This window comes from Sphaerisporangium sp. NPDC051017 (assembly GCF_040683095.1).
GTDB lineage: Bacteria > Actinomycetota > Actinomycetes > Streptosporangiales > Streptosporangiaceae > Sphaerisporangium.
On sequence record NZ_JBFBCI010000065.1, the window covers coordinates 1 to 12,121 of the forward strand.

Genomic DNA, 12,121 nt, shown 5'->3' on the forward strand with positions numbered 1-12,121 from the left:
ACACGCACCAACGGACCGGACCCGGCTGCCCCGCGCAGCCCACCGGCACCAGGACGTGACGACGATCAGCCCACCCACCACCGGCCACCGGCCACCGGCCACGCGGAGCAGCACTCGGCGCGGGATTCCACCTCCACGCCCATGCCTCCCCACCACGGTGGGAAACGATCCCAGACACCACGTCTGATACAAGATCGCTTAGCTGATCAGAGACGCTAGCGGGCCGTGAACTCGGCCGAGCCGTAGCGGTCGTACGACGGGGCCGCGTCCATGCGTGCCCGCAGCCAGGCCGTCATGTCGTCGGCGGGCATCGGCTCGGCGAACCGCCAGCCCTGGGCGGCGTCGCACCCCATCTCCCGCAGGATACGCGCGACCTCCTCCGACTCCACACCCTCGGCCACCGATCGCAGCCCGAGCGAGCGCACCAGGTCGACGATCGAACGGACGATGCGCTCGTCGTCCACGGACTTGCCGAGTCGCTGCACGAACGAGCCGTCGATCTTCACCTCGGACACCTGGAGGCGCTGAAGCCGGACCAGCGAGGAGTAGCCGGTGCCGAAGTCGTCCAGGGACAGCGGGATCCCGAGCTGGACCAGCGCGTGCACCGAGTCGGAGGTGTAGGCCTGGTCGGTCATCAGGATGCGCTCGGTGACCTCCAGCTGGATCGCGCGCGGCGGAAGCCCGAGACGGTCGAGCCCGGCCTCCAACGTCTCCGGCAGCGCCGAGTCCAGCAGGTCGCGGGCCGAGACGTTGATCGAGATCGGCACCTCCAGCCCGGAGTGCCACCATTCGGCCGCCTGCTCCAGCGCCGCGTCGATCACGTGCGCGGTGATCTGGTGCATCAGGTAGGACTGCTCGGCCAGCGGGATGAAGTCGGCCGGCGAGATCCGGCCGCGCTCGGGGTGCCACCACCGCAGCAAGGCCTCGGCCCCCTCGACCGTACCTGTGGCCAGGCTCACCTTCGGCTGGTAGTGCAGCCGAAGATCGCTGCCGCCGATGGCCCGGCGCAGGTCGCCGAGGAGGTTCAGCCGCTCGGGCGAGTTGCGGTCCCGCTCGGCCACGTACACCTCGACGCCGCTGCGGCCCTCCTTGGCGAAGTACATCGCGACGTCCGACCGCTGCAGGAGCAGCTCGAAGTCCGGCGCGTGGTCGGGGTACAGCGCGATGCCCACCGACGCGTCCATGTCGAAGGTCATCCCCTCCAGCCGCACGGGCTGGGTCAGGGCGGCCCGCAGCCGCGCCGCCACCTCGCGGGCGGCGGCCGCGTCCCGCACCGTCGGCAGGAGCACGGCGAACTCGTCGCCGCCGAGCCGCGCCACCACGTCGCCGGGCCGCACGCTGTGGGTCAGGCGGTGGGCGACGATCTGCAGCAGCCGGTCCCCCACGGGGTGCCCGAGGGTGTCGTTGACCTCCTTGAACCGGTCGAGGTCCAGCAGGAGCAGGCCGACCCGCGCGTCGCCGCGGGACTCCGACAGCGCCTCCTCCGTCCGGAGGATCAGCAGCTTGCGGTTGGGCAGGGACGTCAGGCCGTCGTGCATGGCCTGGTGGTCGCGGCGCACCGACATGGAGGCGGTGAAGTACATGGTGGCCAGCGGGGCCACGAACAGGGGGACCAGCGCGGGCGAGCGGCTCATCACGACCACGACCAGCGGCGCGAGGCCGAGGAGCGCGGCGTAGACGACGCTCTGGTGGCCGATCGTCGTCCGCAGCACGCGCGTCAGCGACCGGCGCTCGTGCAGCGCGACGGCCCCGCACACGAGCAGGCCCCGCATGACGAAGTAGGCCAGCGCCGCCAGCCCGACCGCGATCATGTCGGTGCCCTCCGGCACCCAGGGGAAGGCCGGGCGCGGGTGGTGCCCGAACAGGCCGAGGACGACCGCGGCGGCCGTCGAGGCCAGCGTGACCTGCGCGACGTTGAACGCCACGCGGTGCCAGGCCCTGCGGTAGGACAGCCCGCTGACCACCAGTGCCAGCCCGTGGATCAGCACGGCCACCGACAGGCCGTGGTAGAGCAGTATCGCGAAGGTGAACAGCGTCGAGGTCGCGGTCCCTCCCGCCAGGCGCGAGATGGACACCACGATCGGCCGGAGCTCTCCGAGCACGACCAGCACCACCAGCACCCAGAACAGCGAGGTGCGCCCCAGCTCGGACAGCTCCTCGAGGCCGAGCCGGACTTCGGCGACGACCAGCGCCGCGAAACCGGTGGTCACGACCCCGGCCAGGTACGTCCAGAGCGGGGAGAACGGCCGCGGTGCGGTGTCGCGCGTGTCGGATGGGTCCGTCATAGGCAAGTAAACCCCCAAGAGGTCACTATGGGAGGGTACGGCCTCTGGGCCACTTCGCGAAACCGCTTGCGCACGTTCCGTCACCGGAGATTTCCGCCGCCCCCTTTCCCGCCCCGCAACACCGCCCAAATCCCCTCAAACCCCCACCGTCCGCACCCCCCGAGAGGGGGAAGCCCTCGCAGAACAGCCCCCGCCTTCACCGGCACCCGTGTTCACCGACACGACCGCGGAACGGAAGCCTTAAGGGATGCGGGTCAATCGCCGCGGGGGGTGTTGTGGCGGAGGGCGTCCATGAGGAGGTCGAGCATGCGGCCCGCCTGCTCGCGCTGGGCGGGATCGCCTGCGACGAGGGAGACGCCGCTCAGGCTGGCCAGCACGTCCCCGGGAAGGACGTCGGCGCGCATGACGCCCGCCTCGGCCCCCGCCCGGAGCAGCGCGGTCATCGCGGCGACCAGGCGCCGGCGGCTCTCGGAGAACGGGTCGCCGCCGGAGGCGATCACGGCGCGCAGCGCGTTCGTCATGCCCCGCTTGGTGGTCATGTAGTCGACGAAGTGGTCCATCCAGGCGCGCGCGGCCCGGTCGGGGGGCAGGGTCTCCAGCAGTCCGGGGACGGCGTCGCACAGCCGGGCGAGCTCGTTGCGGTATGCGGCCTCGACCAACGCCTCACGGGTGGGGAAGTGGCGGTACAGCGTGCCGATGCCGACGCCCGCTTCCTTCGCGATCGCGTCGAGCGTCACGTCCGGGCCGTCCTGCGAGAACGCGCGCACGGCGACCTCCAGGAGGCGGTCGCGGTTGCGCCGGGCGTCGGCGCGCAGTGGTCGGGCGCCGCTGGGCTGCACGGTGGTCCTCCTGGGTATTGCGTGAGGCAAATCGTAGTCGCCGATGCCGGCGACGGGCCGGACTCCCTGGCCCGCGCACGATTTGCTAACCGGAGGAAGCTCCGCATAGAGTCGAAGCGTAGTGGAGGTTCCTCCGATTAAATGGTACCGGGACCTCCTTTACCCATCGAGAGGTAGACGGGACAACCATGGCCGCGACCGCACGCATCACCACACCGTTCAACGCCGAGTCCACCGCCGCCGAGGTCGTCGAGGGCATCGACCTCACCGGCCGCCGCGTCATCGTGACCGGCGGGGCGTCCGGCATCGGCGTCGAGACCGCCCGCGCGCTCGCCGGGGCCGGCGCCGAGGTCACCCTGGCCGTACGGGACACCGCCGCCGGCGAGCGCACCGCCGAGGACATCGTCGCGACCACCGGCAACAAGCAGGTGCTCGTCGCGCGCCTCGACCTCGCCGACCAGGCGTCCGTCGCGGCGTTCGCCTCCGGCTGGGAAGGCCCGCTGCACATCCTCGTCAACAACGCCGGCGTCATGGCCGCGCCCGAGACCCGCACACCCGAGGGCTGGGAACTCCAGTTCGCGACCAACCACTACGGCCACTTCGCGCTGGCCAACGGCCTGCACCGGGCGCTCGCGGCGGCCGGGGGCGCCCGCGTCGTCTCGGTCAGTTCCAGCGCACACCTGCGCTCGCCCGTCGTCTTTGAGGACATCCACTTCCGCGAGCGCGCCTACGAACCGTGGAGCGCGTACGGGCAGTCCAAGACGGCGAACGTCCTGTTCGCGGTCGAGGGCACCAAGCGGTGGGCGGACGACGGCATCACCGTCAACGCGCTGATGCCCGGCGGCATCCGCACCCGCCTGCAGCGCCACGTCTCCGAGGAGGATCTGGAGCGCCTGCTCGCCGCGGCCGCGGCGACCGGGGAACAGATGTCCTGGAAGACCCCCGAGCAGGGCGCGGCCACGTCCGTGCTGGTGGCGACGTCGCCGCTGCTGGAAGGCATCGGCGGCCGTTACTTCGAGGACTGCGCGGAGGCCGAGGTCAGGGAACCGGGCGGCCTCAGCCGCAGGGGCGTCGCGGCGTACGCCCTGGACCCCGAGGCCGCCGCCCGCCTGTGGCAGGTGACCATCGAGGCCCTCGCCGCCTGAACCCCGACGCCCGCCGGACACCGGGGCTTCCGATACGACGCCCCTCAGGGTTACGCGGGAGCCTCGGCTCCGGCGGGCACGTCGTCCCCGGTCTTACCGGAGTCCGGCGTTTCCCTGGGGTCCGCGGTCATCTCAGAATCCGCGGTCTTCCCGGAAACAGCGGTGTCCGGGGCGTCCGTGGCCTCGGCGGCGTTCACCGGTACGACGGCGTCGGGGCCGTGGTCCAGCAGAGTGCGGAAGCCCTCCTCGTCCAGGATGGGGACATTGAGCTTGAGCGCCTTGTCGTACTTCGACCCCGCGTTCTCGCCCGCGACCAGGAAGCTGGTCTTCTTGGACACCGAGCCGGTCACCTTGCCGCCCCGGCCCTGGATCGCCTCGCCGGCCTCGTCGCGGGTGAAGCCCTCCAGGGTGCCGGTGACCACAAGGGTCAGGCCCGCCAGGACCTGGGGGCCCACGCCGGTCGGGGGCTCGTCCTCCATGCGGACGCCCGCCGCGCGCCACCGCTCGACGATCTCGCGGTGCCAGTCCTCGGCGTACCACTCGCGGATGGACGCGGCGATCGTCGGGCCGACACCCTCGACGACGGCCAGCTCTTCCTCCGAGGCGCCGAAGATGCGGTCCAAGGACAGGAACGCCGACGCCAGTGCCTGGGCCGCCGTCGGCCCGACGTGGCGGATCGACAGCGCGACGAGCACCCGCCACAACGGCTGCGACTTCTTCTCTTCGAGCTGCGCCATCATGTGCTCGGCGTTCTTGCTGGGCTCGCCGTTCAGGTTGGCGAAGAACGAGACGACCTTCGGCTCGCCGGTCTCCGGGTCGGTCTTCGGCAGGCCGGTGTCCGGGTCGCGGACCACGGATCTGATCGGCAGCAGCCGCTCGATGGTCAGGTCGAACAGGTCCGCCTCGGTGCGCACCGGCGGCTCCTCGGGCGGCAGCGGAGCCGTCAGCGCGGTCGCGGCGACATAGCCGAGGCCCTCGACGTCGAAGGCCCCCCGCCCGGCCGCGAAGAAGATGCGCTCACGAAGCTGCGCGGGGCACGATCGGGCGTTGGGGCAGCGGATGTCGACGTCCGCCTCCTTCATCCGCCGCAGCTCCGTGCCGCACTCGGGGCACGTGGTGGGCATGACGAACTCGCGCTCGCTCCCGTCGCGCAGCGCGGCCACCGGCCCGACGATCTCGGGGATGACGTCGCCCGCCTTGCGCAGCACCACGGTGTCGCCGATGAGGACGCCCTTCCGCTCGACCTCGGAGGCGTTGTGCAGGGTGGCCCGCTCGACCGTGGACCCGGCGACGACGACGGGCTTCATCACGCCGTACGGCGTCACGCGCCCGGTGCGGCCGACGCCGACGTGGATGTCGAGGAGCTTGGTGTTGACCTCCTCCGGCGGGTACTTGAAGGCGATGGCCCACCGGGGCGCGCGAGAGGTCGAGCCGAGCTGCCGCTGGAGCTCGATGCGGTCGAGCTTGACGACGACGCCGTCGATCTCGTACTCGGTGTCGTGGCGGTGCCGGCGGTAGTTCTCGATGAACTCGCCGATCTCCGTCAGGCTGCCGACGACCCGGAACAGGTCGCTGACGGGCAGGCCGAACGCGCGCAGCCGCTCGTAGACGCCCGACTGGGTGGCGGGCGGCGGGGTGCCGCCCTCCCACAGGCCGACGCCGTGGCAGATCATCTTCAGGTCACGCTGGGCGGTGATCCGCGGGTCCTTCTGGCGCAGCGACCCGGCGGCGGAGTTGCGAGGGTTGGCGAACGGCGGCTTGCCGGCCGCGACAAGCTGCTCGTTCAGCTTCACGAAACCGTCGACGGTCAGGTAGATCTCGCCGCGCACCTCGAGAACGTCGGGGACGTCGTCGCCCTCCAGCTTGTGGGGGATGTTGGCGATCGTGCGGACGTTGGCGGTGACGTCGTCGCCGACGCGCCCGTCGCCGCGCGTGGCGCCCCTGACCAGCTTGCCCTTCTCGTACACCAGGGCGATGGCCAGGCCGTCGATCTTCAGCTCGCACAGGTAGGGCGCGGGGTCGCGTTCGAGCAGCCGCTCGGCCCTGGCCTGCCAGGCGGCGAGGTCGGCGTCGTTGAACGCGTTGTCGAGGCTCTCCAGCCTTCGGAGGTGCTGGACGGGGGTGAAGTCGGTGGAGATCGGGGCGCCGACCTTCTGCGTCGGCGAGTCGGGCGTCTTGAGGCTGGGGTGCGCCTCCTCGAGCGCGCGCAGCTCCCGCATCCAGGTGTCGTACTCGGCGTCGCTCACGGTGGGCGCGTCGAGCACGTAGTAACGCCAGTTGGCCTCCTCGGCCAGCTCGGCCAGCTCGGCGTGGCGCTCCAGCGCGGCCACCGGGACGCCTTCCACCTCGGCAGTCATGCCGTCTCCCCTCGTTCATCCGACCCAAGGAGAACGCTACGGGCAACATGCCCCCGCATCGGCGCTCTACCTGGGGAATCGTTACCCCCACCATGCCATTCGGCACCGACATTTCCGCACGGGAGGCATCGGGACGGCAACAGGCGATCCGGGGTTCAGGGGACCCTGGATCGCCTTGACAGCCGTCATCACCGGTAAAGCCCGTCTAATCTGACTTTTGCCGATATTTCGGGTCGGTCAGCCGCCCTGCGACCAGACGCCCTCCCACTGTGAGCACTTGCCGGTGATCCGGGTGGAGGTGCCCCGGCATACCTTGGACGAGGAGGTCAGCATGTAGCCGGCGTTCACCCGGAACGCGCGCGGCGTCGACTGCGAGCAGTTCTTGAACGTCACCGTGTGCCACTTGCCCCGGTCCGACAGCCACTTGATCTTCAGCCAGGAGCACGTACGGGCGCCGCCCCCGTCGTACAGGTTGCCGGTGATCCGCAGTCCCGAGTCGGACGACGTGATCTTGCCGCTCGCCCAGCCCTTGGAGTCCGTGGACCGGGTCGGGCCCCAGTACCAGGTCTCGAAGGGCGCTATCGCGGCCGCTCCAGCGGAACCCGTGGCGCCCGTGGACCCTGTGGACGCTGTGAACGCTGTGGACGCTGCCGAGGCGGCGGCGGGCAGGGCGGCGAGCCCGAGGGTGGCGGCGGCGGCGAGCCCGAGCAGTACACGAAGACCGCTACGCATGACTTTCTCTCCCGATCTGGTGCGTCTTTCAACACACCAAGAGATAGCCCCCAGCGCTTGCAGCGGACTTTGCGCGGGCTTGCAGTGCTCATGGCCGCGCCTCCGGCACGGCGGTTCGGGGCGCTCCTTTAGGCGGCGTTCTTCCGTCGTCACTCGGAAGGGCTCGTCCCTCACCCTTCCTCCCTCCTCCTCCAGAACACCGCCGCGCCCCGAACAGTGCCTATGGCCGCGCCTTCGGTACGGCGGTTCGGGGCGCGTGCCTCTTACTCTTCTTCGGGGTCCTCGCGTAGCACGCGGGCCGCCTCGCGGCACTTGGCCAGCGCGTTCCTGGCGTACGCGGGCGAGGCCCCCGCCAGCCCGCACGACGGAGTGAGCACGACCTGCTCGGCCAGCCGCGACGGCGCGAAGCTCAGCCGGTTCCACAGGTCGACGGCGGGCTTGGCGACGACGCCGATGTCCTGGAGCCGGGCGTCCGTGCCCGGCACGACGCCGAGGAACAGAGCGGTCCCCCGCTCGATCGCCTCGCCGATCGCGTCCTCGTCGCGGCGCCGCAGCAGGCCCGCGTCCAGCGAGACACCGCCCACGCCGGCCTCCCGCAGCACGCCGAAGGGCACGTCCGGCGCGCAGCAGTGCACGAGCGTGAAGGCGTCGGACGGCACGACGGCGCGGAGCCGTTCGGCGGCGACCGGGGCCTCGACGGCGGCGAGCCGTCCGAAGCCGGACGCCGTCGGCACGGTGCCCGCGAGCGCGCCGGGCAGGCCGGGCTCGTCGAGCTGCACGAGCACCTGGGCGCCGGGCACGCGGGTCCGCACGGCGGCGACGTGGGCGGCCAGGCCCTCGGCCAGCGAGTCGGCCAGGTCGCGCACGGCGCCCGGGTCGGCGAGCGTGCGGTCGCCGTGGCGCAGCTCGATCGTGGCGGCGAGCGTCCACGGCCCGCACACCTGGATCTTGAGCGGCCCTTCGTACCCCTGCGCGACCTCCTCCAGCCCGTCCAGGTCGCGGGCGAGATGCTCACGGGCGCGGCGCAGGTCGCGTCCCGGCCGGTCGGTGAAGCGCCAGCCGGACGGCCGCACCTCCACCGGCAGCTCCACGAGCAGCGACGCGGTCCTGCCGATCATGTCGGCGCCGACGCCCCGGGCGGGCAGCTCCGGCAGGTACGGCAGGTCGGGCACCTCGCCGAACACCACCCGCAGCGTCTCCAGATGGTCGGTGCCCGGGTGGGAGCCCACCCCGGTCGCGCTCGCCGTGGTCCACGGAAACTCGCTCACAGGCCGCAAGCTTAGGGACTTCCACCGGCCCGCCGCGCGCCGGGCGGCGCTCGCGGGACGGCGGAATCCCACGCGCGCGATGATGGGAACATGAAGCTCACCAAACACGGCCACGCGTGCGTGCGCCTGGAGAAGGACGGCGCCACCCTGGTCATCGACCCGGGCGGCCTCACCGAGGAGTCCGCCCTCGAAGGGGCCGACGCCATCCTCATCACGCATGAGCATTTCGACCACCTGGAGGTCAAGCGCCTCGGCGGCCTGGGCTCCGGGGTTCAGATCTGGACCTGCGCGGCGGTCGCGGCCCAGTTGGAAGGCCTGAGCGCGAAGGTCAACATCGTCGGCGAGGGCGACTCGTTCACCGCGGCCGGCTTCGAGATCGGCGTGGCCGGCCAGCAGCACGCCAAGGTCTGGCCGGAGATGCCGCCGGTGCAGAACATCGGGTTCCTGATCGACGGGGAGGTCTTCCACCCCGGCGACTCGTTCACCGTGCCCGGCGCCCCGGTGGGCACCCTGCTCACCCCGACGGGAGGGCCGTGGATGAAGGCCGCCGAGATGCTCGACTACCTCAAGGCGGTGAACCCCCGGCGGGCCTTCTCGATCCACGACGGCCTGTACAACGACGTGGGGCTCGGGCTGGTGGACGGGCTGCTCGGCCTCAGCGCCAAGCAGCAGGGCGGCGACTTCCGCCGTCTGAAGCCCGGCGAGAGCTTCGTCATCGAGGGCTGACCACCTGGCGACAGGACCTCAGGAGGACCTCAGGAGGACCTCAGGAGGACGCGGTGATGGTGGCGGAGCCGAGGACGACGTCCCCGCTGTAGAGGACGGCCGCCTGGCCCGCCGCCACCCCCGTCGCGGGCGTGTCGAGCGCGATGTGCAGCACGCCGCCGGAGAGCTGGACGCGGCAGCCGTACACCTCGCCGTGCGCGCGCAACTGGACCTGGCAGGTCAGCGGCTCGTGCGGCTCGGTGATGGGGCCGTTGAAGACGGGGCGCTCGGCGACGATCGAGCTCACCGCCAGCGACTCGCGCGGGCCCACCGTCACCGTGTTGGACACCGGCTCGATCGACAGAACGTACCTCGGGCGGCCGTCGGAGGTCGGGCGGTCGAGGTGGAGGCCCTTGCGCTGGCCGACGGTGTATCCGTACGCCCCGGCGTGGGTGCCGAGGACGGCGCCGGACTCGTCGACGATCGGGCCGCGCTCGGAGCCGAGCCGCTCGGCGAGGAACCCGCGCGTGTCGCCGTCGGCGATGAAGCAGATGTCGTGGCTGTCGGGCTTGTCGGCCACGGCGAGGCCCCGGGCGGCGGCCTCCTCGCGGACCTCGGCCTTGGTGGAGCCGCCCAGCGGGAAGATCGCGTGGGAGAGCTGCTCGCGCGTGAGCACGCCGAGGACGTACGACTGGTCCTTGCCGGCGTCGACGCTCCTGCGCAGCACACCGTCCTCAAGGCGGGCGTGGTGGCCGGTGGCGACGGCGTCGAAGCCGAGGGCCAGCGCACGGTCGAGCACGGCCTCGAACTTGATCTTCTCGTTGCAGCGCAGGCAGGGGTTCGGGGTGCGGCCGGCGGCGTACTCGCTGACGAAGTCCTCGACGACGTCGCGGTGGAAGCGCTCGGCCATGTCCCAGACGTAGAACGGGATGCCGATCACGTCGGCGGCGCGGCGCGCGTCGCGGGAGTCCTCCAGCGTGCAGCAGCCCCGGGCGCCGGTGCGGTAGGACTGCGGATTGGACGACAGCGCGAGGTGCACGCCCGTGACGTCATGGCCGGCCTCGGCGATGCGGGCGGCCGCCACCGCGGAGTCGACGCCGCCCGACATGGCGGCAAGCACACGAAGACTCATAACACTCCCGAGATTACCCCCCCGGCGACCCCCTTGGGGTATCCCCGGCGGGTGACGAGATCACCTACCGCGTTGGCGTTCGGCGGCGGCACCTGGGAGGATCCAGGGCCATGCGAGAGTTCGGGCGGACGGACGAGCCGCAGGACGCGATCCTCGGCTTCTGGGAATGGTGGGCGCGGGCCCGCCCCGAGGTCGACGCCCGCGCGGACGCGGGAGACCTCGACGGGGCCGCCGAGCTGGTCGCCGTGGCGGCCGCCGCCGTGCACCCGGAGCTGGTCGTGGAGGTCACGCCGGGCAGGTCGGCGCGCCGGTCCCTGGTGGTGTCCTCGGCGGGCGACCCCGAGCTGCGGCCGCTCGCCCACCGCTGGGCGCTGGCCGCGCCGCCCTCCGACGGGACATGGGAGTTCCACCCGTCCCGACAGGCCGTCGCGGATCCCGAGGGCCACGTGACGAAGGTGAACGGGCGGGAGTTCGGGCTGGACAAGCTGGTGCTGGGGCTGCGCGTGCCGCAGGGGACTCCCCGCATCGACATCTCCGCCTATCACCCGATTTTTCCTGACCTGGATGACGACACCCGCACCGACGCCACCCTCCTCGCCCTCGACCGGCTGATCGGCGAGGACGAGGTCGCCCGCTGGGTCGGCGACATCACCGCCGCGACCTTCCAGCCCATCGACGCCGTGGCCGCCGTCCACCTGCCCGCCGTCGTCGCCGACGTCGCCTCCGAGTACGCGGTGGAGCAGTGGGTGCTCCTTACAGGAGAGACTGCCGACGGGACGCGCCTGATCGCCGCCGCGCGCCACCCCCTGCGCTCGGTCGACCACCCGCTCTTCGACCTGCGCGTCGGCATCACGCTGCCGTACGCGAACGCGGACGAAGAGGGCCTGCCCGCCGGGGACTCCCCCGAGGCGCTGCGCGCATTCGAGGAACGGCTGGTCGCGCGGCTCGGCGACTCGGCGGTGCTGGCCGTCCACATGAGCAGCGACGGCGCCCGGGTGCTGCACGTCTACGCCGACCCGGATGGGGACGCCGTGGCCGTGGCCGAGGAGCTCACCGCGCAGTGGACCGAGGGCGCGGGGTCGGTCGACATCGCCCGCGACCCCGGCTGGCTCGTGATCTCCCCGTTCCTGAGCTGACCGCGCAGATCCGCGATCTGGCCGCTCTACCCACGTGGCAACCTCGGCGTCGACGGTGCCGCCATGTTGAGCGGGGGCGACCTCCTGACCGGGATCGCCGCCCATGCGCCAACCATCGTGGTAACCGCTTCTGCGCGAGTTTTGTTGGTTACGAGACTTGCTGGATTCGCTCAAATATGTCGGCATCGGTTTGCTTCTGCCACTCTGGAAGGTCGTCCCAGTCGGCCACGTAGGACGGCTTGGGATTATCGATGTGCTTGTAGATCTGCGCAATCCAGCAAGTAGCGACGAAGCGGCCCTTCTGCTCGCGGCTCAGCTTGGCACTACTGCCGGCGCTGATTTCGACAAAGGCCCGAACCTGACTGTAGACCGCTGCCGCAGCCTGGCGCTCCCATTCGGGAGTGTCCTCCCATGGAGTGATGTAGCCGGCCTTGGGCTCGCCTGGGTAATACTTCTTAACTCCCGAGATCCAGGCTTCGCGGAAGATGCGGCCTTGCTCGTCGGTCGCGGTCTGCATAGTGG

The 12,121-nt window shown here is 71.4% G+C and carries 10 protein-coding genes; 3 read left to right on the plus strand and 7 right to left on the minus strand.

Annotated elements, in window-relative coordinates:
• Positions 1 to 215: 215 nt before the first annotated feature.
• Entirely contained in the window at positions 216 to 2,285 is a 2,070-nt protein-coding gene (locus AB0M95_RS34180; RefSeq protein ID WP_363773746.1) for an EAL domain-containing protein, read from the minus strand.
• 254 nt (positions 2,286 to 2,539) lie between these two features.
• Entirely contained in the window at positions 2,540 to 3,124 is a 585-nt protein-coding gene (locus AB0M95_RS34185; RefSeq protein WP_363773749.1) for a TetR family transcriptional regulator, read from the minus strand.
• 188 nt (positions 3,125 to 3,312) lie between these two features.
• Here AB0M95_RS34185 and AB0M95_RS34190 point away from each other — a divergent pair, with 188 nt between their 5' ends.
• The gene (locus tag AB0M95_RS34190) at positions 3,313 to 4,269 is read left to right on the plus strand and encodes an SDR family NAD(P)-dependent oxidoreductase (protein WP_363773752.1); all 957 of its coding nucleotides are present in this window, start codon (positions 3,313 to 3,315) and stop codon (positions 4,267 to 4,269) included.
• Between the two features lie 50 nt (positions 4,270 to 4,319).
• On the opposite strand, the gene ligA is transcribed toward AB0M95_RS34190, so the two are convergent.
• The 3 genes from ligA to AB0M95_RS34205 all read right to left on the minus strand — a co-directional run bounded on the left by ligA (position 4,320) and on the right by AB0M95_RS34205 (position 8,626).
• Entirely contained in the window at positions 4,320 to 6,626 is a 2,307-nt protein-coding gene (gene ligA, locus AB0M95_RS34195; protein ID WP_363773755.1) for an NAD-dependent DNA ligase LigA, read from the minus strand.
• Positions 6,627 to 6,863: 237 nt separating this feature from the next.
• Complete coding sequence (locus AB0M95_RS34200) at positions 6,864 to 7,358, minus strand: hypothetical protein (RefSeq protein WP_363773758.1); 495 nt, start codon at positions 7,356 to 7,358, stop codon at positions 6,864 to 6,866.
• A 263-nt stretch (positions 7,359 to 7,621) separates the two neighbouring features.
• On the minus strand, positions 7,622 to 8,626 hold the full coding sequence (locus tag AB0M95_RS34205) for a methionine synthase (protein WP_363773761.1): 1,005 nt from the start codon (positions 8,624 to 8,626) through the stop codon (positions 7,622 to 7,624).
• A 90-nt stretch (positions 8,627 to 8,716) separates the two neighbouring features.
• Between AB0M95_RS34205 and AB0M95_RS34210 the strand changes: the two genes are divergently transcribed.
• Positions 8,717 to 9,352: an MBL fold metallo-hydrolase gene (locus AB0M95_RS34210; RefSeq protein ID WP_358511754.1), complete on the plus strand. Its 636-nt coding sequence runs from the start codon at positions 8,717 to 8,719 to the stop codon at positions 9,350 to 9,352.
• A gap of 40 nt (positions 9,353 to 9,392) precedes the next feature.
• On the opposite strand, the gene mnmA is transcribed toward AB0M95_RS34210, so the two are convergent.
• Positions 9,393 to 10,463: a tRNA 2-thiouridine(34) synthase MnmA gene (gene mnmA, locus AB0M95_RS34215; RefSeq protein ID WP_358511751.1), complete on the minus strand. Its 1,071-nt coding sequence runs from the start codon at positions 10,461 to 10,463 to the stop codon at positions 9,393 to 9,395.
• A 110-nt stretch (positions 10,464 to 10,573) separates the two neighbouring features.
• On the opposite strand from mnmA, the gene AB0M95_RS34220 reads away from it, so the two are divergent.
• Complete coding sequence (locus AB0M95_RS34220; protein ID WP_363773765.1) at positions 10,574 to 11,599, plus strand: DUF695 domain-containing protein; 1,026 nt, start codon at positions 10,574 to 10,576, stop codon at positions 11,597 to 11,599.
• Positions 11,600 to 11,747: 148 nt separating this feature from the next.
• Here AB0M95_RS34220 and AB0M95_RS34225 read toward each other — a convergent pair whose 3' ends face one another.
• Positions 11,748 to 12,116 (minus strand): hypothetical protein, encoded by a 369-nt coding sequence (locus AB0M95_RS34225; RefSeq protein ID WP_363773768.1) that lies wholly within the window; start codon positions 12,114 to 12,116, stop codon positions 11,748 to 11,750.
• Positions 12,117 to 12,121: the final 5 nt, after the last annotated feature.